Origin of the sequence: Kytococcus sedentarius (genome assembly GCF_041937525.1) — a bacterium.
GTDB lineage: Bacteria > Actinomycetota > Actinomycetes > Actinomycetales > Dermatophilaceae > Kytococcus > Kytococcus sedentarius_A.
In genome coordinates this window covers 991,614-1,015,236 of sequence record NZ_CP169391.1, presented here as the reverse complement: position 1 = coordinate 1,015,236, position 23,623 = coordinate 991,614, and the positions used below count along the sequence as shown (strand labels likewise).

The window sequence follows — 23,623 nt, the reverse complement described above, 5'->3', positions numbered from 1 at the left end:
CGTGGGCGGCCGGACGAGGGGGCGAACGGCACAATGGGGGGATGCCCCTCTACCGTGACGCCGCCATCGTGCTGCGCACGCACCCCTTGGGGGAGGCCGACCGCATCGTGACCCTTCTGGGTCACCAGCGGGGGAAGGTGCGGGCCGTGGCCAAGGGGGTGCGGCGCACCCGATCGCGTTTCGGCGCGCGGCTGGAGCCGGCCATGGTGGTGGACGTGCAGTGCTACGAGGGCCGGAACCTGGACACCATCACCCAGGCCGAGGGCCTGGCGGCCTACGGCGAGGCGATCTCGCAGGACTACCCCAGCTGGGTGTGCTCCACCGTGATGTGCGAGACCGCCGACAGCCTGGTGGACGAGGGGGAGGCCTCCCCGCAGCAGTTCCGCCTGCTGGCCGGCGCGTTGTCCGCCCTGGCCGCCGGGCAGTGGCCGCCGGACGTGCTGCTGGACGGTTACCTGCTCCGCGCCATGGCCACCGCCGGGTGGCCGATGATGGCGCGCGACTGCGCCCGCTGTGGCGCCGCGGGGCCGCACCGCGCCCTGCACGTGGCGGCCGGGGGAGCGGTGTGCCCCAGCTGCCGCGCAGCCGGCGCCGTGGCGCCGCACCCCGACAGCTTCACGATGCTGCACGCACTGGGCGAGTCGGACTGGGCGACCGTCCGCGGACTGCTGAACGGCCCCCGCGCCGACGCCTGCCGCCGAGAGGTGCACTCACTGGTCACCGGCCACGTGCAGTGGCACACCGAACGCACCGTCCGTTCGGTGCGCCACCTGGACCTCGAGGACCTGCTCTCGCGTGGCGGGCCGCCCCCCGTGCCCGACCAGCCTGTCACCGCACCCCCGACCCCCGGAGCCTGAGATGCCGTACACCGATCCCTTCGGCCACCCCTCTGGGGCGCGCCCCCCGGCCCTCACCCCCCAGGAGCTCCCGCAGCACGTGGCGGTGGTCATGGACGGCAACGGCCGCTGGGCGAACGAGCGCGGACTGCCTCGCACCGCGGGCCACGAGGCGGGGGAGTCGGCCCTGCTGGACGTGGTGGCCGGCGCGATCGAGGCCGGGGTGCCCCACCTGTCCGCCTACGCCTTCTCCACCGAGAACTGGCGCCGGTCGCCGGAGGAGGTGCGTTTCCTCATGGGCTTCAATCGCGCGGTGATCCGACGCCGTCGCGACCAGCTCAACGCCTGGGGGGTGCGGATGCGGTGGATCGGCCGCCGCCCGCGGCTCTGGCGGGGCGTCATCAAGGAGTTGGAGACCGCGGAGCAGATGACCCGCGGGAACGACCGGCTCACCCTCTACTTCTGCGTGAACTACGGCGGTCGGGCCGAGATCGTGGACGGGGTGCGCGCCATCGCCGAGGAGGTCAGGGCCGGGCGGCTGACACCGGGGGGCATCACCGCGGCCACCATCGCCAAGCACCTCTACGACCCGCAGATGCCGGACGTGGACCTGTTCCTGCGCAGCTCGGGGGAGCACCGCACCAGCAACTTCCTGCTGTGGCAGAGCGCGTACGCGGAGATGGACTTCCCCGAGACCCTGTGGCCGGACTTCGACCGCCGCCACCTGTGGGCCGCCCTGGAGCGTTACGCCGGGCGGGATCGCCGGTTCGGTGGCGCGGTGGACCGGCCGGCCGAGGAGGTTCAGCCCGAGCAGTCGGAGCAGCGCCCGTAGATCTCGAGGGTGTGCGAGAGCTCCGTGAAGCCGTGGTCGCGGGCGATCGCCTCGGTCCACTGCTCCACCACCGGGCCGTCGATCTCCACGGCCGTGCCGCACTCGCGGCAGAGCAGGTGGTGGTGGTGCTGGGGGGTCTCGCAGGCCCGGTAGAGCGACTCGCCCGTCTCCGTGCGGATGGAGTCCACCTCACCGGCCTCGTCGAACGCCTGCAGGGCCCGGTAGACGGTGGCGAGGCCCACCTTGTGGCCGTCGCGCCCCATCGCGGCGTGCAGCTGCTGGGCGGCCACGAAGTCCTCCCGGGAGCTCAGTGCCTCCAGGATGGCGAGCTGTTGGCGGGTGCGGCGCGTGGCGGTGGTCATCGGGCCTCCTGGTCGTCGAGTGGCCGTTCGTCGTAGTGCCCCGCGTGGGGGTGGTGCAGGTGGTCCCCGTGAAGGTAGTCCACATGGTCGCCGTGGGGCACCGCGGTGTGGCCGCAGTCCGGGTGGTGCTCGTGCTCGTGGTGCTCGCCGGGCCGGGCGCGGCGGTGCCGTCCCACCCGGATGCGGTGGACCACGGCGGTGGTCAGCACCACCACCGCGTAGACGGCCACCGTCAGCAGCACGATGGTGCCGCCGGAGGGAAGGTCGTGCTGGTAGCTGAGCGCCACCCCGCCCACGCCCGAGACGGCACCGATGGCGATGGCGCACCACCAGGCGGCGGCAAAACCGCGTGTGAGGCGTTGGGCGGCCGCGTTGGGCACCACCATCAGGGCGGAGATGAGCAGCAGGCCCACCACCCGCATCGACATGACGATGGTGACGGCCACGAGCACCGAGAGCAGCATGTTCAGCGCGGTCACCGGCAGGCCCTGGGCCCGGCTGTACTCCTCGTCCTGGGCCACGGCGAAGAGCCGGGGCCGCAGCACGGTCGTGGCCACCACGACGACGAGCCCCAGCAGCGCGAAGGTCACCAGGTCGGTCCGTGAGGTGGTGGTGATGGCGCCGAAGAGGTAGCTCTCCAGCCCGCCGCTGCCGGCGGCCGAGGTGCTGCTCATGAGCACCACGCCCAGGGCGATACCGGTGTGCAGCATGAGGGCGATCACGACGTCGCTGCCGGTGCCTCCCCGGGCCCGCAGTGCCTCGATCAGCAGGGCGGCCAGCACCGCCACCACGAGGGCCGCCCAGACCGGTTGGCTGTTCATCACCACACCGATGCCCACGCCGGCCAGGGCGACGTGGCCCAGCGCGTCGCCGATCATGCTCAGCCCCCGCTGCACGATGAAGATGCCCACCATCGGGGCCACCACGCCAACGAGCAGGGCGGCCAGCAGGGCCCGCTGCATGAACTCGAACTCGAGCATCTCAGGCACGCCACACCTCCATCGCGCGGTCGTCGGTGAGCTGGCCGCCGGTGAGGGTGAGCACCCGGTCCAGGGCGTCGGCCAGCGGGTCGAGCTCGTGGGTGACCACCAGCATCGTCAGCCCGCCGCGCCCCAGGCGCCGCAGCAGCTGGGCCAGCAGGTGCTGGTTCGCGAGGTCCACCCCGGCGGTCGGCTCGTCCAGGATCACCAGGTCGGGCTCGCTCACCAGGGCCCGGGCGAGCAGGGCCCGCCGGCGCTGCCCGCCGGAGAGGTCCGCGAGGTTGTGGTGCAGACGGTCGGCCAGCCCCACGTCGGCTGCGGCGCGGGCCGCCGCCTCGCGGTCGGTCCGCCCGGGGTGCCGCCACCAGGGCAGGCTCGGGATCCGTCCCGCCAGGATCACCTCACCCACGGTGGCGTGGATGCGGTCAGCGACCGTGTGGTGCTGGGGGACGTATCCGATGCGGGTGCGGTCGCGCAGCTGCCGCAGGGGTGTACCCAGCAGCGTGGCGCTGCCAGCCAGGTGGTCGTTGAGTCCCAGCAGTCCCCGCACCAGGGTGGACTTCCCCGAGCCGTTCGCCCCGGTGAGGGCCACGCTCTGGCCGGCGGGGATGCGCAGGCTCAGCGGACCCACGGCCGGATGGCCGTCGTGGCCGTAGACGACGTGGTCCAGCGTCAGCGCGTCCGTCACGAGCACTCCTGTCCGGCACGCAGGGTCTCGGCGTTCGCCCGCATCAGCCCCAGGTAGTCGTCGGCGGCGGAGCCCTCGGAGAGCCCGGCCACGGGGTCGATCGTCTCCACCGCGGTGCCGGTCTCGGCCGCCAGCGCCTCGGCGTTGTCGCGGGGGGTGAGGGGCTCGGCGTAGATGGTGGTCACGCCGGCCTCGCGGACGACCTCGGTCAGCTCGGCCAGGCGGGCAGGGGAGACCTCGGCGCCGTTGGCGATGCCGGCGACACCCAGCTGGTGGAAGCCGTAGCGGGCGCTGAACCACCCGTACGCCTCGTGGCCCACCACGAGGTCGGTGATGCTGCAGGAGGCGAAGCCCTGCGCCAGCTCCTCGTCCAGGGCCTCCAGCTCCTCCACGAAGGCGGCCGCGTTGGCCCGGTAGTCCTCGGCGTGGTCGGGGTCCCGCTCGGCCAGCTGCTCGCCCAGGGCCTCGGCGGCCTGCGCGTAGGCCAGGGGGTCGAGCCAGAAGTGGGGGTCCACGCCGCCATGGTCGTGGCCGGCGTGGCCGTGATCGGCGTGGTCGTCCGCGCCCTCCTCGCCTTCCTCGGCGCGGTCGTGCCCTTCGTGGTCGCCGTCGGCGTGGTCGTGCCCCTCGTGGTCGTCCGTGCCCTCCCCGGCGTGGTCGTGCCCCTCGTGCTTGCCGCCCTCACCCTGCGGGCCGGCCTCCAGGTCCACCGCGGCCCCGACGTCCCACGCGTGGTCGGCGGCCACCGCATCGATGGCGGAGTCCAGCGCCGGCTGCATGGTCGCCAGGTGCACCACCAGGTCGGCCTCCTGCAGCTGACCGGTGGTGCGGGGCGACATCTCCAGGTGGTGGGGGTTGCTGCCGTCGGGCGTCACCTGCGTGACCGCCACGTGTTCGCCTCCCACCTTCTCCACCAGCTGCGTCAGGGGGAAGAAGCCCGTCGAGACGGCGAGCTGGCCGTCCTTCGCACCACCCCCCTCGGCGCCCTCGTCGGACTGGCCACACCCCGCCAGGGCGACGGTCGTGGCCAGGGCGGCGGCGCCCCATCGGACACGTCGGGGCAGGGGAGGGCAGAGGTGACGACGCATGACAATCATTCTCAATGAGCCGAGAACCGTTGTCAAACTCCTGCCACGTACCCTGTGCCCATGGCCAAGAAGACCTCGATCGTCGACACCGTCGTCTCCCTCTGCAAGCGCCGGGGGTTCGTGTTCCCCACCGGTGAGATCTACGGCGGAACCCGCTCGGCCTGGGACTACGGTCCGCTGGGCGTGGCGCTGAAGGAGAACATCAAGCGCCAGTGGTGGCGCACGATGGTGCAGATGCGGGACGACGTGGTGGGGCTGGACTCCGCCGTGATCCTGCCCACCGCCGTGTGGGAGGCCTCCGGCCACGTGGCCACCTTCACCGACCCGCTCACCGAGTGCCAGTCCTGCCACAAGCGCTACCGCGCCGACCACCTGCAGGAGGCGGTCGCGGAGAAGAAGGCCGCCAAGGGGGAGGAGGTCGACCCCGACGACGTGTCCTTCGAGGACATCGCCTGCGCCAACTGCGGCACCAAGGGGGCGTGGACCGAGCCCAAGCAGTTCTCCGGCCTGCTCAAGACCTACCTCGGCGTCACCGAGGACGAGAGCGGCAAGCACTACCTGCGCCCGGAGACCGCCCAGGGCATCTTCACGCAGTTCACCAACGTGATGACCACCAGCCGCAAGAAGCCCCCGTTCGGCATCGCACAGGTGGGCAAGTCCTTCCGCAACGAGATCACGCCGGGCAACTTCATCTTCCGCACCCGCGAGTTCGAGCAGATGGAGATGGAGTACTTCGTGCCGCCGGCCGAGGCACCGCAGTACTTCGACGAGTGGATCGACATCTGCGAGAAGTGGTTCACCGACCTGGGGATCGACCCGCAGAACATCCGTCGCTACGAGCACCCCGAGGACAAGCTCTCCCACTACTCCGACCGCACCATCGACCTGGAGTACCGCTTCGGCTTCTCCGGCTCGGAGTTCGGCGAGCTCATGGGGGTGGCCAACCGCACCGACTTCGACCTCTCGGTGCACGCCGAGAAGTCCGGCCAGGACCTGTCCTACTTCAACCAGGCCACCGGTGAACGCTACGTGCCCTACGTCATCGAGCCGGCGTTCGGGCTCACCCGTGCGCTGATGGCCTTCCTCATCGACGCCTACACCGAGGACGAGGCCCCCAACGCCAAGGGCGGCATGGACAAGCGCGTGGTCCTGCGGCTCGACCCGCGGCTGGCCCCGGTGAAGGTGGCCGTGCTGCCGCTGAGCCGCAACGAGGAGCTCTCCCCGAAGGCCAAGGAGCTGGCGGCCCAGCTGCGCCAGTACTGGGACGTGGACTTCGACGACTCCCAGGCCATCGGCAAGCGCTACCGCCGCCAGGACGAGATCGGCACCCCCTTCTGCGTGACGGTGGACTTCGACACCCTCGAGGACCAGGCAGTCACCATCCGCGAGCGCGACACCATGAGCCAGGAGCGCGTGCCGCTGGACCAGGTGCAGTCCTACCTGGCGCAGCGCCTCGTCGGCTGCTGAGCGCAGCGCAGAGCACCAGGAGGGGTCGCCGGGCAGGTGCTCGGTGACCCCTCCCTGATGCGTGGAAGACGCAGTGCCGGCGGAGGCTCAGTGCAGAACCAGCCCCGCGGCGAGCGCGATCATCACCACGCCGATGAGGGTGTCCAGCACCTGCCAGGAGCGCGGCCGGGCGAACAGGGGGGCCAGCTTGGCCGAGCCGAAGCCGAGCAGACTGAACCAGGTGGCGCTCGCGAGGCACAGGCCCGCGTAGTACCACCAGCGGCCCACCTCGCCGTAGCCGTTGGCCAGACCGCCCAGGATGACGATGTCCAGGTACAGGTGGGGGTTGAGCCAGGTGAACCCCAGCATCGTCAGCACGGCGCGCCGCAGTGACACGGTGGGCCGCAGCGCCTCGGTGGGGCCGGCCGTGAGGGACTCGCCTCCGCGGATCGCGCGCCAGAAGCAGCTGAGGCCGTAGACCACCAGGAAGGCCGCGCCACCCCATCGGACGATGTCCAGCAGCGGGGGCCACCAGGTGAGCACCACGCCGACGCCCAGCACTGCGCCGCCGATGAGGAACAGGTCCGAGATGGCGCACACGGCCACCAGCGTCCCCACGTGCTCGCGCAGCAGACCGCGGCGCAGCAGGTAGGCGTTCTGGGCGCCGACGGCGGCGATCAGACCGATGCCGGTGGCGAATCCCGTGGCGACGAGGGGGAGGGACACGGCAGGAGCCTAGACGCCCGCCACCTGGCCCCCGGGACGCGGCCCCTCGCCGGCCCCGGGGTGGTGTGTCAGCCCCTCAGTCGGCCCATGATCTCGGTGAACTTCTCGCCCACGGCCTGGTCCGCCCACGACCAGGCGTCCTCGCCGCGCAGCACCACGTCGGCACCACCGTCGCAGTAGATGGTCTGCCCGGCGCAGTGGCTGTTCTCCGCCGAGGCCAACCAGACGCACAGCGTGGCGATCGACTCCGCCTGCTGGTGGGAGTTCAGCGGCATGGGCACGACGGCATCGACCAGGGCCCGGCCCTCGGGGGTGGACAGGAGCTCCTCGGTCATCGGGGTGAGGACGGTGCCCGGGGCCACGGCGTTCAGTGGGATGTGGGCGCCTGCCCAGTCGTCGGTGACGGACTCCCGCCGGACCCACCGCGAGATCGCTCGCTTGGAGGAGGCGTAGATCAGGGAGGTGGTCCGTTCGTCGGCGGCCAGCTGGTCCGCGATCTCCACCGATCGCGTCTCGTCGCCGGAGAGCAGTGCGTCCACCAGGTCCGGGTGGTTCGGCTGGAGGGAGGACATCGAGGAGACCACCACGGCGCGCGGGGCCCGTGAGCGGGCCAGCTCCGGGCGGAGCCGCTCGAGGAACTCGGTGACGCCGAAGTAGTTCACCCGGGCGGTGATGGCCGCCGGTGCGGACACGCCGGCGGCCGCGATCACCGCATCGATGCCGTTGCCGGCGGCGGACAGCGTGTCGGCGACCGCCTGCTCGCGGCCCTCCGGGGTGCCCAGGTCGGCGGTCACCTCGGCGCCCTTCAGGTCCACTCCGATGACGGTGTGGCCCGCCTCGCGGAGCAGACGGGCGGTGGTGGCGCCGATGCCGGAGCCGGCTCCGGTGATGACGTACGTGCGGGACATGGGGCCTCCAGGGGGGATCAGTGATGTCGCTCACCCTGCCACCGCGACGGGGGGCCGACAAGGTCGTCGTGGGAGAATCCGGGGACCATGACTGTTGCCGCACCCGTGCTCCCCCCGCTGCAGATCGGGCCCCTCACCATCGACTCGCCGGTCGTGCTGGCCCCGATGGCGGGCATCACCAACCGCGCCTTCCGCCGCCTCTGCCGCGAGTACGGCAGTGAGGGGCTCACGGCCGGGGGCGCCAGTGGTGCGAGCAGCCTGTACGTCTCGGAGATGATCACCACCCGGGCGCTGGTGGAGCGCACGCCCGTGACCATGAAGCTGGTGGAGTTCGACGCCGACGAGCAGCCGCGGTCCATGCAGCTCTACGGCGTGGACCCCGCCACGGTGCGGGCGGCGGCGCGCGACATCGTCGAGAACGACCGGGCTGACCACATCGACATGAACTTCGGCTGCCCGGTGCCCAAGGTGACGCGCAAGGGCGGCGGCGCGGCCATCCCGTGGAAGTCCACCCTCTTCCGCGACATCGTGCACTCGGCCGTCGAGGAGGCCGCCAAGGCCAACATCCCGGTGACCGTGAAGATGCGCATCGGCATCGACGAGGACCACCACACCCACCTGGAGGCCGGCCGGATCGCCGAGGACATGGGTGCAGCCGCCGTCGCGCTGCACGCGCGCACGGCCTCGCAGGCCTACTCGGGACGCGCCCGGTGGGACGAGATCACCCGCCTGAAGCAGGAGGTCACCACCATCCCCGTGCTGGGCAACGGCGACATCTGGTCGGCCGAGGACGCCCTGGCGATGGTGGAGCAGACCGGGTGCGACGGCGTGGTCGTCGGCCGCGGCTGCTTGGGACGGCCGTGGCTGTTCACGGATCTCGCCGCCGCCTTCGCCGGGTCCGACGCCCGGGTCACGCCGACGCTGCGGGAGGTGACCGCCACCCTGCGCCGCCACGCCGAGTACCTCACGGACTTCCACGAGGACGAGAACCACGCCTGCCGCGACATCCGCAAGCACATCACGTGGTACCTCAAGGGATTCCGGGTGGGCGGGGAGCTGCGCTCGCAGCTGGGCCTGGTCAACTCGCTGGCGGACCTGGACGCCCTGATCGACACCCTCGACCTCGACCAGGAGTGGCCCGCCGAGGCCGCCGACGGGCCGCGGGGGCGCAAGGGCTCCGAGCGCCAGGTGGCCCTGCCGGAGAACTGGCTGGCCAGCCGCGAGGTCGATGACGTGTGGGCCGCGCGCCTGCTGGCGGCCGAACTGTCCGTCGACGGCGGCTGACGCAGACCGGCCCCGGCGCCCCCGTGGACGCAGCCGGGCACCTCAGCCCGGCGGCATCGCCCCCGGCGCGGCGCCGGTGGCCAGCGGGCGCGAGGGGTCGCTGATCCAGTCGCTGAAGGACCCGGGGTAGAGCACCGGCTCGTCCGCCTCGGGGAAGGCCACGGCGTGGGCGAGCGCCAGCTGGCAGGCGGTGATGCCCGAACCGCACGAGAGCACCACGTCGGTGTCCTGCTCCACGCCGGCCTCGGCGAAGCGCTGGCGCACCTCCTCCACCTCCCGCAGTCGCCCACCGTCGTAGAGGCTGGCCACGGGCAGGTTGGTGGCACCGGGGATGTGCCCGCCCACGGGGTCGGGACCCAGGTCCTCCCCGCGGTAACGGGCGGCCGGCCGGGCGTCCAGCAGCACCTCACCCGCGCGCGGCCCGGCCAGCAGGTCGGCGGCATCCCGCGTGGGGAGGCGGTGTCCATCGGGTGCCCGGGAGGGCGCGTCCGATGAGGGGGAGCCCGGCCGGGCGCTCTGTCCGGTCTGTCCGGTCTGCCCGGTCTCGACGGGATGACCCGCCTCGGTCCAGGCGGCCAGACCCCCATCGAGCACCCGGACGTCCTGGAGGCCGGCATCGCGCAGCACCCACCAGGCGCGCGCGGCACCGGCGCCGTGGCCCCCATCGAGCACGATGACGGGGTGCTCGGGGTCGATGCCCTGCTCGCCCAGCCATGTCCGCACCCGTGCCGGGTCCGGCAGCGGGTGACGACCACCGGCCCCATCGGGCCCCGCGGGGCCGGTGAGCACCTCCTCGAGGTCGAGGAACCGCGACGTGGGCACGTGGCCAGCGGCGAAGCCCGCGCGGTCGGGGCCCCCGCCCAGGTCCCAGCGCACGTCGAGCACGACGGGCCGATGCGGTGAGTCCAGCGCGTCGGCCAGCTCATCGATGCCCACCAGCGCGGTGCTCATCGGAGCCCGGACCCCGCGGGCATGTCCGCCATGCGGTGGGGCGAGCGGGTGAGCGTCGCGTCGGTCTTGATCGCGTCCCCGAGCACCTGGTCCACCTGCTCCAGCAGGTCGTCCTCGAGCGTGACCTCCAGCGCCTTGACGTTGTCCGTCACCTGCTCCGGGCGGGAGGCGCCGATGATGGCCGAGGTGATGGTGGGGCGCGACACCGTCCAGGCCAGGGCCAGGTGGGTCAGCGGCATGCCCGCCTCCTCGGCCAGCGTCTTCAGGCGCGCCACGCGCTCCAGCAGCTCGTCCTTGAGCAGGTGTTCCATCATCGACTGCCCGCCTGCGGAGTCGGTGGCGCGGCTGCCCTCCGGAGCGGGCTGCCCCGGGGCGTACTTGCCCGTCAGCACGCCCTGTGCGAGGGGCGACCACACGATCTGGCCCATGCCGAGCTCCTCGCAGGCCGGGACCACCTCGGGCTCGATCACGCGCCACAGCAGGTTGTACTGCGGCTGGTTGGAGACGAACGGGATGCGCAGCTCCCGGGCCAACGCGTGGCCGCGGCGGATCTGGTCGGCCGTCCACTCCGAGACGCCCACGTAGTGCACCTTGCCCGCGTGCACGAGGTCGGCCAGCGCCTCCATCGTCTCCTCGAGCGGGGTGTCGTGGTCGTAGCGGTGGCACTGGTAGAGGTCCACGTAGTCGGTGCCCAGCCGGCGCAGGGAGGCGTGCAGCGACTCGGTGACGTGCTTGCGGGAGAGGCCGCTGTCGTTGGGGCCGGCCTGGTCCTGCGGCGCGCCGTCGGGGCGGGTGGGCCAGAACACCTTGGTCGCGATGACGAGGCTCTCGCGGCGCTCCCCGGACAGCGCCCGGCCGAGGACCTTCTCGGCCTCGGTGTTGGCGTAGGTGTCCGCGGTGTCGAAGGTGGTGATGCCGGCGTCCAGTGCGGCACGCACGCAGGCCTCGGCCTGCTCGGCCTCCACCTGGGAGGCGTGGGTCAACCAGTTCCCGTAGATGAGGCGCGAGACGCGCAGGCCACTGTGTCCGAGACGGGGATACTCCATGGGCCCCAACGTACTGCGCCGTGCCGGGTCGGCGAGGGCACGGCGCGTGGCGGACCGTCCACCGGCTACCGTTCGCAGCGTGATGTCCTCAGAGCAGTCCTCGCGGTGGGTCCCGCCCCGCACCGACGCCCCCGCCGGGGTGGCGCCCGTCGAGGCCTACTCCGCCCACGACCGCCAGCGCTGGGAGAGCGAGGACCCGGCCCGCAAGCGCGCGGACCGTGACGACTTCGCCCGCGACCGCGGCCGCATCATCCACGCCGCGAGCCTGCGCCGGCTGTCCGCGAAGACCCAGGTGATGCAGTCGGGCATGGACGACGTCGTGCGCAACCGTCTGACGCACAGCCTGGAGGTGGCCCAGATCGGTCGGGAGATGGCCGTCTCCCTGGGCTGCAACCCGGACGTCGTCGATGCTGCCTGCCTCGCCCACGACCTGGGGCACCCGCCCTTCGGCCACAACGGGGAGGACGCGCTCGCCGACGTGGCACACGACATCGGCGGCTTCGAGGGCAACGCGCAGTCGCTGCGGCTGTTGACCCGGCTGGAGGCCAAGCGCTTCCGCGCCGACGGGCGGAGCGTGGGGCTCAACCTCACCCGCGCCACCCTCGATGCGGTGGTGAAGTACCCGTGGCTTCGCGGCGAGGGGACGGACGGCACACCCAAGTACAACGCCTACGCCGACGACGCCGAGGTGTTCGCGTGGATCCGCCAGGGAGAGCCGCAGGCCGGACGCCGCTGCCTGGAGGCCCAGGTGATGGACCTGGCCGATGACGTGGCCTACAGCGTGCACGACGTGGAGGACGCCATCACCTCCGGCCACCTGGACGTGGCCGCCCTGCGCGACCCGGCGGAGGTGGCCTCGGTGGCCGCCAACGCCGCGCGCACCTACGCGGTCGGGTTGCCGGCCTCCCACCTGGTGGGTGCCATGGAGCGGCTCACCTCCAGCGGTGTGGTGCCGGTCTCCTACGACGGCACCCGACGGGACCTGGCGCGGTTGAAGGACATGACGAGCACCCTCATCGGGCACTTCGTGCAGGAGGTCACCGACGCCACCCGGGCGCAGAATCCACAGGAGACCCTGACCCGGTTCGACGCCGACCTGGTCGTCCCCAGCGAGATCCTGGCCGAGATCGCCATGCTCAAGGCGGTGGCGTACACCTACATGATGAACACCGAGCACCGGCTGGAGCTGATGGAGCGACAGCGCACCGCCCTGCAGGAGCTGGTGGACATGTGGTGGCAGCACCCCGACCGCATGGACGCCCAGTACCTGGAGGACCACCGGGCCGCCGAGCAGCAGGGTGACGAGGCCGTGGCGCGTCGGGCCGTCATCGACCAGGTGGCCTCGCTGTCCGACGGCCGGGCCTGGCTGGAGCACCACCGCTGGTGCAGACACTCGCACTGAGTCCCGTGCCGGCAGGGAGAATCGACGCAGCACACACCGGCGCGGTGGGTCACACCGCGCCACCCGGAGTACTGAAGGGAGGCACGCCGTGGCAGGACTGATCCGCTCCGAGGACATCCAGGCCGTCAAGGAGCGCACCTCCCTGGAGGATGTCGTCCGGGAGCACGTGACCCTCCGGACCGGCGGCGTCGGCTCCCTGAAGGGCCTGTGTCCCTTCCACGACGAGAAGACCCCCAGCTTCCAGGTGCGCCCCGCGGTGGGGCACTGGCACTGCTTCGGCTGTGGTGAGGGTGGGGACGTCATCGAGTTCGTGATGAAGATCGACCACCTCTCCTTCGCCGAGGCCGTGGAGCGCTTGGCGGGGCAGCTCGGCATGGAGCTGCGCTACGAGGAGGGCAAGGGGCCCCAGCGCGAGGGTGGCCTGGGCCGGCGGGCGCGGCTGGTGGAGGCCCACCGTGCGGCCGAGCAGTTCTACCACCAGCAACTGCTGTCCACCCCGGAGGCGCGACCCGGAAGGGACTTTCTGCGCGCCAAGGGCTTCGGCTCGTCCGAGGCGTCGCACTTCGGCGTGGGCTTCTCCCCGCGGACCGGTACGGCGCTCTACGACCACCTCCGGTCGGGCGGGTTCACCGACGAGGAGCTTCTGGCCGCTGGCCTGGCCGGGCGCAGCGGGCGCGGCATGTACGACCGCTTCCGCGGACGGGTCATGTGGCCCATCCGCGACATCACCGGTGACACGGTGGGCTTCGGGGCACGGCGGATCTTCGACGACGACCGCATCGCCGCCAAGTACCTCAACACCTCCGAGACGCCCATCTACACCAAGAACCAGGTCCTCTACGGGCTGGACCTGGCAAAGAAGGCCATGGCGCAGCAGCGCACCGCCGTGGTGGTGGAGGGCTACACCGACGTCATGGCCGCCCACCTCTCCGGGGTGGAGGTGGCAGTGGCCACCTGTGGCACCGCGTTCGGGGCCGAGCACATCAAGGTGCTGCGCCGCATCCTGCGTGACGAGGCCAACCAGGCCCCCGCCAAGGTGGTCTTCACCTTCGATGGTGACGCCGCCGGTCAGAAGGCCGCCATGAAGGCCTACGAGACCGACCAGGCCTGGGCCAGCCAGTCCTACGTGGCCGTCGCGCCCGACGGTCTGGACCCCAACGACCTGCGCACCCAACGCGGCTCCCAGGCGGTGCGCGCCCTCATCGAGGATGCGGTGCCCATGTTCGAGTTCGCCGTGCGCACCTCGATCGACCGGTACGACCTGGGCACGCCCGAGGGGCGGGTGGGGGCGATGCGGGCCGCGGCGCCCATCATCGCCCGCATCCGCGACCGTTCCCTGCAGCCGGAGTACACCCGCACCGTCTCGGGGTGGATCGGGGTGGAGGTCGGCGACCTCTCCCGAGAGGTCGCCGCGGCGCGCAGGGCGGGGGCCGGCCAGGTGGCTCGGCCACCCGCGGCCCGACCTGCCCCGACCTCCGATGCGGGGAGCGCACCCGAGCCGGCGCCCGCCGGTCCGCCCCCGCTGCCGCCGGTGGACCCGCGGAATCCCGACCACGCGGCCGAGCGCCAGCTGTTGCAGGTGGTGCTGCAGTACCCCGCGGCGGTGACCGGCACGGAGCACTCGGCCCTGTCGGCCACGGCGTTCACCGCACCGGCCCTGGCGCTGGTGCACGCGGCGCTGACCGAGGCGGGCGGCATCGAGCGGGCCGTGACGCTCTCGCACGGCGCCTGGGTGCAGCAGGTGCGCGACGCGGCGGACCCGCGCGTGCACGACCTGGTGGGGGAGCTGTCGGTGGCCGGCCTGCCGGTGATCATGAGCAACGGGCAGCCGCCGACGGGCTACGTCGAGGGGCTCGTGGCGCGCCTGCGCATCGTGGAGCTCAACCGTCGCATCGCCGACGCCCTGGGGGCCCTGCAGCGCCTGGGGGAGGGGGACGCTGAGCGTTCCCGGGAGATCGGGCTGCGCCTCCAGGGCTGGCAGCGGGAGCTGCAGCACCTGCGTGCCGCGCGCTGAGCCTCCGGGTTGGACCCGGCGGCCCGGTGGTGTTATCGTTCACGCCGCTGTTGAAGCGATCCCCTGTAGCTCAATTGGCAGAGCATTCGGCTGTTAACCGGAGGGTTGTTGGTTCGAGTCCAACCGGGGGAGCACACGACGAAGGGCCGGTCACCGCGAGGTGACCGGCCCTTCGTGCGTCGTCCTTCACACGGCGGGCGTCTCAGCCCAGCTCGTCGTGGATGGCCAGCATCTGCGCGGCGGAGTCCGGCCAGTTGAAGCGCTCCGCCTGGGTGCGTGCCACGTCCGTGAGGTCACCGCGGGCCAGCACCTCCTGGGCGGCGTCTGCGAACGACTCCGGCCGGGAGGGGGCCACGGCGCCAGCCGGGCCGACCACCTCGGACAGCGCCCCCTCATCGGGGCACACGACGGGCACGCCACAGGCCAGGGCCTCCAGGGCCGCGAGCCCGAAGGTCTCCACCGGGCCGGGGGAGATGGCCAGGTCGGCCCGGCCGAGCACCTCGGCCAGCTCGCGGCGCCCGGAGATGTACTCGTGGAAGGTGATGGGGAGGTCCGCGGAGGACTCCTTGAGCTCCTCCCGCATTGGGCCGTGGCCCAGGACCGTGAGGTGGGCGTCCACGCCGCGGTCCACCAGCACGCGCAGTGCGTCGATGGAGAGTCCCGGTGCACGATCTGCACCTGCTGGTCGTCGCGGGGGCGGTCGTCGGGCGTGAGCTGCGGAGGAGCGGTGGGCGGCACGAAGGACTCGAGGTCCACCCCGAGCGTCACCACGCGGGCGTCGGCGCCGAAGCGCCGCCACTCGGCCGCGGCGTAGTGGCTGGGGCAGACGATGCGGTCGTAGTCGTTCGCGGACTTGCGGTTGATGAAGTCGGCCGTGCGTTCGGCCAGCGTCTCGGGGGAGTGGAGCCGGCGCACGAGGATGCCGGTCATGTTCTCGTGGCTGAGCATGACGGTGGGAATGCCCTGCTTGCGCGCCCACGGACCCAGCCAGCGCAGCGTCGCGCGGTCGTGGACCTCCAGCCGGTCCGGGCCGATCTCCTTGAGCAGACGCGCCACGGGGCGACGTGCCCACATGAGGGAGTACCCGGCGCCGGTGGGTGTGGCCGGCAGGTGGTGCACGTGTCCCTGCGCCTGCAGCTCGTGGGGTGCACCGGGCTCGGGGACCACCAGGTGCACCTCGTGTCCCCGGGCCCGGTACTCCTCGCCCCAGTGGCGCAGGGCAGTACGGATGCCGCCGGAGGTGGGGCTCACGAAGTTGGCGATGCGGACGATGCGCAAGACGGGGGTCCTCTGGGTCGGGGGAGCAGCGCGGCACAGACTATCCTCGCGGTGCCTCCCCCGAGGAGGTCCGGGCCAGTAGCTCAGCCGGTCAGAGCAGCGGACTCATAATCCGTCGGTCGTGGGTTCAAGCCCCACCTGGCCCACCCCCCGCCTCTCAGTCGGTGGTGCGGTTCTTGCCGAGCATGCCGACGGCGATCCAGGACAGGGCCACGACGATGGCCCCCACGGTGGCGTAGGTCCCACGCTCGTCGATGACGGCGAAGCCCACGCCGTAGATGATGGTGATGGCCAGTGCGAGGAAGAGAAGCAGCTGTCGGTTCATGGCACCCACACTGGCCGGACCGGGCCATCGACGCCCATGACTCCCGTCATGGGATTCTCCATGAGTTCAGTCGGGATCGGGGACCGGCTGGCGCAACCCTTGACCGGTGGTGCAGACTGTCCCCACAACATCAGAGCAGCACCGCTGGAGGACCATCCGCGGGATCGAGGCGTTGGGGAAGACGTCGAGCGATCACAGGAGGATCCGATGTCCGGCACCAGCCAGCGTCCCCGGGCCCAGGGAGTCGTGTTCATCCACGCCACCCCGGTGGCCCTCTGTCCCCACCTCGGGTGGGCGATCGACCATGCCCTCTTGCAGCACGGCGTGAGCTCGGCGACCCGCATCGAGTGGAGCGAGCAGCCCGCGCAGCCGGGCTCGGTGCGCGGTGAGTTCACCTGGCACGGCCGCGCCGGTCTGGGCGCCGCACTGGCCACGGCGTTGCGGCCCTTCGAGGGCGTCCACTTCGAGGTGACCGAGGACCCGACGGTGGGCTCCGACGGCTCTCGGTGGTCTCACACGCCCGCCCTGGGCATCCATCACGCCACGACCAACGCCATCGGCGACGCCGTCGTGCACGAGAACCGGCTGCGTGCGGTCATGGAGGCCACCCGGGGGGACGGGCGCGCCCTGGCCGACGGCATCGACCGGCTGCTCGGCACCGCCTGGGACGCCGAGCTGGAGGTGTACCGGCACGCGGGGGACGCCGCGCCGGTGCGACACCTGCACGCCGCGGGCTGAGGCACCCACAGCAGGAGGGCCACCCCGGGTGGGGTGGCCCTCCTGCTGTGTCGCAGGGCCCTGGGCGGGCCCTGCGCACTCAGAGCGGGATGTTGTTGTGCTGTCCTCGCCGCTGCGGTGCCTCGGCCAGGGCGGTGGCGATGCGGGAGCGCGTGACGTCCGGCTCGATGACGTCGTCGATGACGCCGATCTCCATGCCGCGGGCGAGCCCACCGGAGAGCTTGGCGTGCTCGTCGGCCAGCTCCTGCTCCACGCGGGCACGGTCCTCACCCTCCACCTCGGCGAGCTTGCGCCGGTGGAGGATCCGGACGGCCGCCACGTGCCCCATCACGGCCATCTCGGCGCCCGGCCACGCGAACACCTGTGTGGCGCCCAGGGAGCGGCTGTTCATGGCGATGTAGGCGCCGCCGTAGGTCTTGCGCGTCACCAGGGTCACCCGGGGCACCACGGCCTCGGCGAAGGCGTGCAGCAGCTTCGCGCCACGGCGCACCACGCCGTCCCACTCCTGGCCCACGCCCGGCAGGTAGCCCGGCACGTCCACGAGCACCACCAACGGCACACCCATGGAGTCACACAGGCGCACGAAGCGCGCGGCCTTCTCCGCCGAGGACGAGTCCAGGCACCCACCCAGCCGCATCGGGTTGTTGGCCACCACACCCACCGTGCGTCCGCCCAGACGGCCCAGCACGGTGACGATGTTGGGCGCCCACTTGGGGTGCAGCTCCACCGCATCGGACGGGAGGGTCACGGACATCGGGTTGAGGTCGTCGCCCGCCCCCTCGCCGTCCAGCAGGTCGGCCACCAGCGGGTGCACGTCGTAGGCGCGCTTGGGGGAGCTGGGGAAGGTGGCGGCGAGGTCGCGGTCGGTGACGGCGTCCACGTCGAAGTCCCCCTGGTTTCCCAGCAGGGCGCACAGGGCGCGGGTGCGGTCGAAGGCCTCGTCGTCGGTGGTGGTGACCACGTGGACCACGCCGGAGCGGCGGCCGTGCGGCTCGGGGCCACCCAGGCGCAGGGCGTCCACCTGCTCACCGGTCACCGAGCGCACCACGTCCGGGCCGGTCACGAAGACGCGACCCTCGGGGCCCAGCACCACCAGGTCGGTGAGGGCCGGCCCGTAGGCGGCACCACCGGCGGCAGGGCCGAGCACCAGCGAGATCTGCGGAATGATCCCCGAGGCGCGCGTCATGACGGCGAACACCTCGCCCACCGCGTGCAGCGAGACCACACCCTCGGCCAGCCGCGCCCCGCCGGAGTGCCACAGACCCACGATGGGAACCTCGGCCTCCAGGGCGGCCTCGTAGGCCAGCAGGATGATGCGGCAGCCGTCCTGGCCCATCGCGCCGCCCTGGATGGTGGGGTCGGCGGCGAAGGCCACCACGGGCGTGCCCTGGACCTCGCCCCGGCCGGCCACCATGCCCTCGTCACCCCACGGGGTCAGGAGCTCGCAGGTGCCGTCGTCGAAGAAGCGCTCCAGCCGGGCCACCGGGTTGCGGGGGTCCTGGTCGCGGGGCAGCTTCTTGGCCGCCGCGGCCGCGGTGCTGCTGGGCGTGGCGCCCGGGGCGCTCACGAGGCACTCCCGAAGGCCACGGCCACGTTGTGCCCGCCGAAGCCGAAGGAGTTGTTCAGCGCCACGATGTCACCGGTGGGGAGCTCGCGGTGCCCGTCCCGGACCACATCCAGGGTGATGGCCTCGTCGAAGCTCTCAATGTTGGCGGTCGCTGGGGCCGTGCGCTCGTGCAGCGCCATCACTGTGAAGACGGACTCGACGGCGCCGGCGCCACCGAGCAGGTGGCCGGTGAGGGACTTGGTGCCCGAGACGGCCATGTGGTCGGCGTCGTCACCGAAGGCGCGGCGGATCGCCTTGCTCTCGGCGATGTCCCCGACGGGGGTGCTGGTGGCGTGCGCGTTGACGTGCACGATGTCACCGGCGGCCACCCCCGCGTCCTCGACGGCCATGGACATGGCCGCCGCAGCGCCCACGCCCTCGGGCTCGGGGGCCGCGATGTGGTGGGCGTCGGAGGTCATGCCGGCTCCCAGCAGGCGGGCGTACACGCGGGCTCCCCGGGCCGCGGCGTGCTCGGCGCTCTCCAGCACCAGGGCACCGCCGCCCTCACCGAGCACGAAGCCGTCACGGTCGGTGTCGTAGGGGCGGGAGGCGGTGGTGGGGGAGTCGTTGCGGGTGGACAGGGCCTGCATCTGGGCGAAGCCCGCCATCGGCATCGGGTGGATGCAGCTCTCGGCGCCACCCACGACGACGACGTCGGCCTCACCGCGGCGCAGCAGGCCCAGGCCCACGGCCACGGCCTCGGCGCCGGAGGCGCAGGCGCTCACCGGGGTGCGCGAGGCACCCCTCGCGCCCAGCTCCAGGGAGACGGCCGCGGCCCCCGCGTTCGGCATCAGCATCGGGACGGTGAGCGGGGAGACCCGGCGGGTCCCCTTCTCGCGCAGCACGTCCCACTGGTTCATCACCGTCACGACGCCGCCGATGCCGGTGCCCATCACCACGGCGAGCCGCGTGGGGTCCACCTCGGGCGACTGGGCGTCCGCCCACGCCTCCTTGGCGCTGATGAGGGAGAACTGCGTGGTGCGGTCCATCCGCTTGGCCTGGACCCGGGAGAGGACGTCCTCGACGTCAGCGGTCACCTGGGTGGCGAACTCCACGGGCAGCCCGTACTGGTCCTTCCACTCCGGCGGGAGCGCTGCGGCCCCCGAGGTGCCGTTCAGCAGGGCCTGCCAGGTCTCGGCCACGGTGCCACCCAGGGGGGTGATGGCGCCCAGGCCGGTGACGACGACGTCGGTCATGGTTCCTCCGGTGGTGAGAGAAGTCTGAGGGGGCCGGGCGTTCTGCAGAGGCCGCCCGGCCCCGCATGTGGCCTCAGGCCTGGTGGGACTTGATGTAGTTCACGGCGTCGGCAACGGTGTTGAGGTTGCCCATCTCCTCGTCGGGGATGGCGACGCCGGTCTTCTCCTCGACGTTCACGAGGATCGTCATCATCGACAGGGAGTCGATGTCGAGGTCGCCGGCGAAGGACTTCTCCGGGGTGACCTCTGCCGGCTCGATGCCGGTCTCCTCGCTGACGACGTCAGCGAGCACCGTCAGGATCTCCTGATCGGACTGAGCCATGGTTCCTCCTGGTGGTGGGCCGGGTGGGCCCTCGATGGTGTCGGCAGCTGCCGACCGGATGTGGTCCGGTGTTGACCCGCCGGACCGCGGGGGTCTCTCAGGGCAGTCGGACGACCTGGGCGGCGTACACCAGCCCGGCTCCGAAGCCGATCTGCAGGGCGAGGCCGCCCGACGGGGCGGACCCGTCGGCCAGCATCCGTGCCGTGGCCACGGGGATGGACGCGGCCGAGGTGTTCCCGGTGAGGCGGATGTCGTCGGCCACCGGGACGTGTGGGGGCAGGCCGAGCTGCTTGACCATCTCGGCCGTGATGCGGGCGTTCGCCTGGTGGGGGATGAACACGTCGAGGTCCGTGGCGGCCACACCGGCGGCGTCCAGCGCCTGCTGGCAGATCGGTGCCATGCTCCACACCGCCCAGCGGAAGACCGACTGGCCGGTCATCGTCAACATCCCGTCCTCGCGGGTGCGGATGACCTCCCACTGGTCACCCTTCGATCCCCACACGGTGGGCCCGATGCCGGACACCTCCGCCGGGCTGACCACCGCGGCGCCGGCCGCGTCGCCGAACAGGAAGGCGGTGCCGCGGTCGTCGGGGTCGGTGAACTGCGAGAGGAACTCGACCCCCACCACGAGCACGTGGTCCGCGGTGCCGGCCCCCACCATGTCGTTCGCCAGGGCGATGCCGTGGCAGTAGCCCGCACAGGCGGCGGAGAGGTCGAAGGCCGGGGCGGTGCTGCCCAGCTCGGCGGCCAGCATCGGTGCGACGCCGGGGGTCCGCATCGGGTTGGAGACGGTGGCCACGATCACGGCGCCGAGCTGGTCGGCGGTGACGCCGGCGTGCTCCAGCGCCCGGCGGGCCGCGGCGGTGGCCATGGAGAGCGTGGTGTCCACCTCCGTGGCCCAGCGCCGCTCCTCGATGCCGGAGCGCTGGCGGATCCACTCGTCGCTGGAGTCGATGCGGTCCACCAGCTCGCTGTTGGGGACCACTCGCTCCGGGCGGTACTCGCCCACGCCGGAGATCGCGGCGGGGCGCAGGGTGGTGCTGGTGCGCAGCGCCTGCATCAGTCCTCCTGGCTGGGGTGGATCCGGACGATCGGCTGGCCGGGGGCCACGGGATCGCCGTCCTGCACCAGCCACTCGACGATCTGGCCGCCGTGGGTGGCCTCGACCGGGATCTCCTCGCGCAGGGCACGGACGGTGGCCAGCTGGTCGCCGGCGGCGAAACGGCCGCCCTCGCCCTTGTCGCAGCAGGCGAGGTCGACGGTGCCCTTGCCGGGGGAGACGAGCATCCGCCAGGTGGGGTGGTCGGTGCCCTCGGAACGGTCCTCGCCGTGCTCGGCGATCATGCGGCGTGCGGCCTCGAGGTCCTCGGGGGACTTCAGGGCCAGGGCCTCGACGCCCTTGAGGTGCTTCTTCACCAGCCCGGTGAGGGTGCCGGCCGGCGGGATCTCGATCACGCCGGTGATGCCCATGTCGGCGAAGGCGTCCATGCACAGGTCCCAGCGCACGGGGCGGGAGACCTGCGAGACCAGGCGGGACAGCACTTCGCGCCCGGAGCGCAGCACCGAGCCGTCGGCGTTGGAGACCAGGTCGATACGGGCGTCGTGGGTGCTCATGGCTCGCGCGTAGCCACCCAGCGTGGAGACGGCCGGCGCCATGTGCTCGGTGTGGAACGCCCCGGCCACCTGCAGCGGGATGACACGGGTGCGGGCCGGGGGGTCGGCGGCGAAGGCCTCGAGCTGCTCGACCGTGCCGGCGGCCACCACCTGGTTGGCGCCGTTCTGGTTGGCTGCGGTCAGGCCCGCTGCCTCGATCGCGGTCACGACCTCCTCGGGGTCACCCCCGACGACGGCCCGCATGGAGGTGGGGCGCGCAGCGGAGGCCTCGGCCATGCCGCGGCCGCGCTCCCGCACGAAGACCATGGCCTGCTCGGCGCTGAGGACGCCGGTGCCGACAGCGGCGGTGATCTCACCGACGCTGTGGCCGGCGCCCACGCGGACGGTGCGGTAGGCCTCGGCCGGGTGGTCGAACAACGCCAGGAAGCTCACCAGGCCGGAGCCCACGATGAGGGGCTGCGCCACCGCGGTGTCCCGGATGGTGTCCGCATCGGAGGTGGTCCCGTGAGCCACCAGGTCGATCCCCGCGCAGGCGGAGAGCCACGCCATCCGGTCGGCGAATCCGGGCAGCTCGAGCCATGGGGCGAGGAATCCGGGGGACTGGGCGCCCTGTCCAGGGCAGACGATCGCAAGCACGAGCCCCACTCTTGCAAGCGTTCACGGGTCCGTGCCGAGGTGGGGAGTCACGGAGGACGTCGGTCATCTCTGGAGGTTTCCTCCAAGAGTCAGGAGTCGCCCTGGACGGAGCGCCTCCACTGGGGCACCCGCGGCGCGTCGATGCGGTGGACGGCCAGGGCCACCCGAAGGGTCCAGGCGTCGCGGGGGTCGGTGAGATCGAGCCCGATGATCTCGTCGATGCGGGAGAGGCGGTAGCGGACCGTGTTCACGTGCACGAACAGCGCTCGGGCGCTGGCCTCCAGGGCACCGCCCTGGGTGAGCATCGTCTCGGCGGTGGCCAACAGGTCGCGCCCTGCCTCCTGGAGCGGGCGGACGACCAGCTTCGTGAGCTCCCTCCGGGCCGCCTCGTCGCCGGCCAGGACCCGTTCGGGCAGCAGCTCGCTGGAGCGGACGGCTGACGGGGCACCCGGCCACGCCCGGGAGGCGTTCCACCCCGCCAGGGCGGCGCGGGCGGAGCGACCGGCCGCGAACAGGTGCGGCACCACCGGGCCCACCACCACCGGGGTCTCGTCCAGGGCGGCGGTGAGGGGCGCGAAGGCGTCCTCCGCCGTCTCCAGCCCGGAGAGGACCACCACCACGCGCCCGGAGTTGATGGTGACCAGCGCCTCCCTGCCGTGGCGGCGGCAGGCGCTGCGCACCTGCTGGACCAGTTCGGCCTCGTCGGTGAGCGCCGTGCTGGTCCCCACCGCGACGGCCACCCCTTGCGCCTGCCCCCACCCGAGAGCCGCTGCACGCGAGTGGATGTCCTCCGTGGCCTCGCCGCGCAGGACGGCGTCGACCACCAGCGACTCGAGCCGGGAGTCCCACGACCCGCGGGCCTCGGCCGCGCGAGCGTAGACCGATGCGGCGCCGAAGGCGATGTCGCGGCTGAAGCGCAGGCAGGCCACCAGCAGGCGGTCTCGTTCCGCGGCGTCGTGGGCGAGGTCCTCCACCGACTCCTCGACCGTCTGCACGGTGACGCGGACGAGCTCGATGGTCTGCTCCAGGCTCAGCGCCGTGCTGAGCTCCCGCGGGGCGTCGGCGAAGACCAGGGTGGCCCGCCCAGGCTCTCCTCGCCCCGAGAGCCACTCCCCGAAGGCCCGGATGCCGGCCTCGGCCACCAGCGCCACGCCCGACCGGTGCTCGGCCGAGAGGTCGCGGTACCACTCGTGCCGCTCCATCTCCAGCAGTGCGGTGTGCGTGAGCTCCGAGACCCTGGTCCGCAGCTCGGCGAGGGTGCGGTCGTCCACGGCAGGCACTGTCATGGGGTCACTGTAGGTCTTCGACAACGGCCAGTGGTGCGCACCGGTGCAACACACCTGCC

At 72.4% G+C, this 23,623-nt stretch carries 23 protein-coding genes, 2 tRNA genes and 1 pseudogene; 9 read left to right on the top strand and 17 right to left on the bottom strand.

Going from position 1 to position 23,623, the window contains the following annotated elements; translation table 11 throughout:
- The first annotated feature begins 41 nt into the window (after positions 1-41).
- A complete protein-coding gene (gene recO, locus ACEY2A_RS04690) occupies positions 42-857 on the top strand; it encodes a DNA repair protein RecO (protein WP_374929706.1) in 816 nt (271 codons plus the stop codon).
- A 1-nt stretch (position 858) separates the two neighbouring features.
- Positions 859-1,668, top strand: a complete 810-nt coding sequence (locus ACEY2A_RS04685) for an isoprenyl transferase (protein ID WP_374929705.1) — start codon at positions 859-861, stop codon at positions 1,666-1,668.
- On the opposite strand, the gene ACEY2A_RS04680 is transcribed toward ACEY2A_RS04685, so the two are convergent.
- Genes ACEY2A_RS04680 through ACEY2A_RS04665 form a run of 4 tightly spaced genes read right to left on the bottom strand, consistent with a single transcriptional unit; the run spans position 1,638 to position 4,786 of the window.
- Complete coding sequence (locus tag ACEY2A_RS04680; protein WP_374929704.1) at positions 1,638-2,030, bottom strand: Fur family transcriptional regulator; 393 nt, start codon at positions 2,028-2,030, stop codon at positions 1,638-1,640. The two genes, ACEY2A_RS04685 and ACEY2A_RS04680, sit on opposite strands and share 31 nt — an antisense overlap.
- Positions 2,027-3,010, bottom strand: a complete 984-nt coding sequence (locus ACEY2A_RS04675; RefSeq protein ID WP_374929972.1) for a metal ABC transporter permease — start codon at positions 3,008-3,010, stop codon at positions 2,027-2,029. The genes ACEY2A_RS04680 and ACEY2A_RS04675 overlap by 4 nt, the downstream gene beginning before the upstream one ends.
- A gap of 1 nt (position 3,011) precedes the next feature.
- On the bottom strand, positions 3,012-3,698 hold the full coding sequence (locus ACEY2A_RS04670) for a metal ABC transporter ATP-binding protein (RefSeq protein WP_374929703.1): 687 nt from the start codon (positions 3,696-3,698) through the stop codon (positions 3,012-3,014).
- Positions 3,695-4,786 (bottom strand): metal ABC transporter substrate-binding protein, encoded by a 1,092-nt coding sequence (locus ACEY2A_RS04665; RefSeq protein ID WP_374929702.1) that lies wholly within the window; start codon positions 4,784-4,786, stop codon positions 3,695-3,697. Before ACEY2A_RS04665 ends, ACEY2A_RS04670 begins: the two co-directional genes overlap by 4 nt.
- 60 nt (positions 4,787-4,846) lie before the next feature.
- Between ACEY2A_RS04665 and ACEY2A_RS04660 the strand changes: the two genes are divergently transcribed.
- Positions 4,847-6,253: a glycine--tRNA ligase gene (locus ACEY2A_RS04660; protein WP_374929701.1), complete on the top strand. Its 1,407-nt coding sequence runs from the start codon at positions 4,847-4,849 to the stop codon at positions 6,251-6,253.
- 87 nt (positions 6,254-6,340) lie between these two features.
- Here ACEY2A_RS04660 and ACEY2A_RS04655 read toward each other — a convergent pair whose 3' ends face one another.
- The gene (locus ACEY2A_RS04655) at positions 6,341-6,958 is read right to left on the bottom strand and encodes a LysE/ArgO family amino acid transporter (protein ID WP_374929700.1); all 618 of its coding nucleotides are present in this window, start codon (positions 6,956-6,958) and stop codon (positions 6,341-6,343) included.
- A gap of 68 nt (positions 6,959-7,026) precedes the next feature.
- On the bottom strand, positions 7,027-7,866 hold the full coding sequence (locus ACEY2A_RS04650; RefSeq protein WP_374929699.1) for an SDR family oxidoreductase: 840 nt from the start codon (positions 7,864-7,866) through the stop codon (positions 7,027-7,029).
- 87 nt (positions 7,867-7,953) lie between these two features.
- Here ACEY2A_RS04650 and dusB point away from each other — a divergent pair, with 87 nt between their 5' ends.
- Positions 7,954-9,150: a tRNA dihydrouridine synthase DusB gene (gene dusB, locus ACEY2A_RS04645; protein WP_374929698.1), complete on the top strand. Its 1,197-nt coding sequence runs from the start codon at positions 7,954-7,956 to the stop codon at positions 9,148-9,150.
- A 42-nt stretch (positions 9,151-9,192) separates the two neighbouring features.
- Here dusB and ACEY2A_RS04640 read toward each other — a convergent pair whose 3' ends face one another.
- Both ACEY2A_RS04640 and ACEY2A_RS04635 read right to left on the bottom strand, forming a co-directional pair.
- Positions 9,193-10,101, bottom strand: a complete 909-nt coding sequence (locus ACEY2A_RS04640; protein ID WP_374929697.1) for a sulfurtransferase — start codon at positions 10,099-10,101, stop codon at positions 9,193-9,195.
- Positions 10,098-11,147, bottom strand: coding sequence for an aldo/keto reductase family protein (locus ACEY2A_RS04635; protein WP_374929696.1), 1,050 nt, complete (start codon positions 11,145-11,147; stop codon positions 10,098-10,100). The genes ACEY2A_RS04640 and ACEY2A_RS04635 overlap by 4 nt, the downstream gene beginning before the upstream one ends.
- Positions 11,148-11,229: 82 nt before the next feature.
- On the opposite strand from ACEY2A_RS04635, the gene ACEY2A_RS04630 reads away from it, so the two are divergent.
- The 3 genes from ACEY2A_RS04630 (at position 11,230) to ACEY2A_RS04620 (ending at position 14,695) form a co-directional block, all read left to right on the top strand.
- Positions 11,230-12,549: a deoxyguanosinetriphosphate triphosphohydrolase gene (locus tag ACEY2A_RS04630; RefSeq protein WP_374929695.1), complete on the top strand. Its 1,320-nt coding sequence runs from the start codon at positions 11,230-11,232 to the stop codon at positions 12,547-12,549.
- A gap of 88 nt (positions 12,550-12,637) precedes the next feature.
- Positions 12,638-14,563 carry a DNA primase gene (dnaG, locus tag ACEY2A_RS04625; RefSeq protein ID WP_374929694.1) on the top strand — a complete coding sequence of 642 codons (1,926 nt, stop codon included), beginning with the start codon at positions 12,638-12,640 and terminating at the stop codon, positions 14,561-14,563.
- A 59-nt stretch (positions 14,564-14,622) separates the two neighbouring features.
- A tRNA-Asn gene (locus tag ACEY2A_RS04620) sits at positions 14,623-14,695 on the top strand.
- A 70-nt stretch (positions 14,696-14,765) separates the two neighbouring features.
- Here the strand turns inward: ACEY2A_RS04620 and ACEY2A_RS04615 are convergent.
- Together ACEY2A_RS04615 and ACEY2A_RS04610 are read right to left on the bottom strand one after the other, a co-directional pair.
- Positions 14,766-15,200: a glycosyltransferase gene (locus ACEY2A_RS04615; protein WP_374929693.1), complete on the bottom strand. Its 435-nt coding sequence runs from the start codon at positions 15,198-15,200 to the stop codon at positions 14,766-14,768.
- A 167-nt stretch (positions 15,201-15,367) separates the two neighbouring features.
- Positions 15,368-15,739: pseudogene (locus ACEY2A_RS04610) on the bottom strand (glycosyltransferase); the annotation flags it as partial.
- Positions 15,740-15,913: 174 nt separating this feature from the next.
- On the opposite strand from ACEY2A_RS04610, the gene ACEY2A_RS04605 reads away from it, so the two are divergent.
- Positions 15,914-15,987: transfer RNA gene (locus ACEY2A_RS04605), tRNA-Ile, on the top strand.
- An 11-nt stretch (positions 15,988-15,998) separates the two neighbouring features.
- On the opposite strand, the gene ACEY2A_RS04600 is transcribed toward ACEY2A_RS04605, so the two are convergent.
- Complete coding sequence (locus ACEY2A_RS04600; RefSeq protein WP_374929692.1) at positions 15,999-16,166, bottom strand: hypothetical protein; 168 nt, start codon at positions 16,164-16,166, stop codon at positions 15,999-16,001.
- A 207-nt stretch (positions 16,167-16,373) separates the two neighbouring features.
- Here ACEY2A_RS04600 and ACEY2A_RS04595 point away from each other — a divergent pair, with 207 nt between their 5' ends.
- Positions 16,374-16,904 carry a DUF3145 family protein gene (locus ACEY2A_RS04595; protein WP_374929691.1) on the top strand — a complete coding sequence of 177 codons (531 nt, stop codon included), beginning with the start codon at positions 16,374-16,376 and terminating at the stop codon, positions 16,902-16,904.
- Between the two features lie 79 nt (positions 16,905-16,983).
- Here ACEY2A_RS04595 and ACEY2A_RS04590 read toward each other — a convergent pair whose 3' ends face one another.
- The 6 genes from ACEY2A_RS04590 to ACEY2A_RS04565 all read right to left on the bottom strand — a co-directional run bounded on the left by ACEY2A_RS04590 (position 16,984) and on the right by ACEY2A_RS04565 (position 23,564).
- Positions 16,984-18,417, bottom strand: a complete 1,434-nt coding sequence (locus tag ACEY2A_RS04590) for an acyl-CoA carboxylase subunit beta (RefSeq protein ID WP_374929971.1) — start codon at positions 18,415-18,417, stop codon at positions 16,984-16,986.
- A 50-nt stretch (positions 18,418-18,467) separates the two neighbouring features.
- Entirely contained in the window at positions 18,468-19,706 is a 1,239-nt protein-coding gene (locus tag ACEY2A_RS04585; protein WP_374929690.1) for a beta-ketoacyl-[acyl-carrier-protein] synthase family protein, read from the bottom strand.
- A gap of 73 nt (positions 19,707-19,779) precedes the next feature.
- On the bottom strand, positions 19,780-20,028 hold the full coding sequence (locus tag ACEY2A_RS04580; RefSeq protein WP_015779183.1) for an acyl carrier protein: 249 nt from the start codon (positions 20,026-20,028) through the stop codon (positions 19,780-19,782).
- Between the two features lie 97 nt (positions 20,029-20,125).
- The gene (locus ACEY2A_RS04575; RefSeq protein ID WP_374929689.1) at positions 20,126-21,088 is read right to left on the bottom strand and encodes a beta-ketoacyl-ACP synthase III; all 963 of its coding nucleotides are present in this window, start codon (positions 21,086-21,088) and stop codon (positions 20,126-20,128) included.
- Complete coding sequence (locus ACEY2A_RS04570; RefSeq protein WP_374929688.1) at positions 21,088-22,278, bottom strand: acyltransferase domain-containing protein; 1,191 nt, start codon at positions 22,276-22,278, stop codon at positions 21,088-21,090. Before ACEY2A_RS04570 ends, ACEY2A_RS04575 begins: the two co-directional genes overlap by 1 nt.
- An 89-nt stretch (positions 22,279-22,367) precedes the next feature.
- Positions 22,368-23,564 carry a PucR family transcriptional regulator gene (locus ACEY2A_RS04565; RefSeq protein ID WP_374929687.1) on the bottom strand — a complete coding sequence of 399 codons (1,197 nt, stop codon included), beginning with the start codon at positions 23,562-23,564 and terminating at the stop codon, positions 22,368-22,370.
- Between the last annotated feature and the right edge of the window lie 59 nt (positions 23,565-23,623).

Coding starts and splice junctions, on each gene's coding strand:
- recO (WP_374929706.1), top strand. CDS start 42: ATGCCCCTCTACCGTGACGCCGCCATCGTGCTGCGCACGCACCCCTTG.
- ACEY2A_RS04685 (WP_374929705.1), top strand. CDS start 859: ATGCCGTACACCGATCCCTTCGGCCACCCCTCTGGGGCGCGCCCCCCG.
- ACEY2A_RS04680 (WP_374929704.1), bottom strand. CDS start 2,030: ATGACCACCGCCACGCGCCGCACCCGCCAACAGCTCGCCATCCTGGAG.
- ACEY2A_RS04675 (WP_374929972.1), bottom strand. CDS start 3,010: ATGCTCGAGTTCGAGTTCATGCAGCGGGCCCTGCTGGCCGCCCTGCTC.
- ACEY2A_RS04665 (WP_374929702.1), bottom strand. CDS start 4,786: ATGCGTCGTCACCTCTGCCCTCCCCTGCCCCGACGTGTCCGATGGGGC.
- ACEY2A_RS04660 (WP_374929701.1), top strand. CDS start 4,847: ATGGCCAAGAAGACCTCGATCGTCGACACCGTCGTCTCCCTCTGCAAG.
- ACEY2A_RS04650 (WP_374929699.1), bottom strand. CDS start 7,866: ATGTCCCGCACGTACGTCATCACCGGAGCCGGCTCCGGCATCGGCGCC.
- dusB (WP_374929698.1), top strand. CDS start 7,954: ATGACTGTTGCCGCACCCGTGCTCCCCCCGCTGCAGATCGGGCCCCTC.
- ACEY2A_RS04640 (WP_374929697.1), bottom strand. CDS start 10,101: ATGAGCACCGCGCTGGTGGGCATCGATGAGCTGGCCGACGCGCTGGAC.
- ACEY2A_RS04635 (WP_374929696.1), bottom strand. CDS start 11,147: ATGGAGTATCCCCGTCTCGGACACAGTGGCCTGCGCGTCTCGCGCCTC.
- ACEY2A_RS04630 (WP_374929695.1), top strand. CDS start 11,230: ATGTCCTCAGAGCAGTCCTCGCGGTGGGTCCCGCCCCGCACCGACGCC.
- ACEY2A_RS04600 (WP_374929692.1), bottom strand. CDS start 16,166: ATGAACCGACAGCTGCTTCTCTTCCTCGCACTGGCCATCACCATCATC.
- ACEY2A_RS04595 (WP_374929691.1), top strand. CDS start 16,374: ATGTCCGGCACCAGCCAGCGTCCCCGGGCCCAGGGAGTCGTGTTCATC.
- ACEY2A_RS04585 (WP_374929690.1), bottom strand. CDS start 19,706: ATGACCGACGTCGTCGTCACCGGCCTGGGCGCCATCACCCCCCTGGGT.
- ACEY2A_RS04580 (WP_015779183.1), bottom strand. CDS start 20,028: ATGGCTCAGTCCGATCAGGAGATCCTGACGGTGCTCGCTGACGTCGTC.
- ACEY2A_RS04575 (WP_374929689.1), bottom strand. CDS start 21,088: ATGCAGGCGCTGCGCACCAGCACCACCCTGCGCCCCGCCGCGATCTCC.
- ACEY2A_RS04565 (WP_374929687.1), bottom strand. CDS start 23,564: ATGACAGTGCCTGCCGTGGACGACCGCACCCTCGCCGAGCTGCGGACC.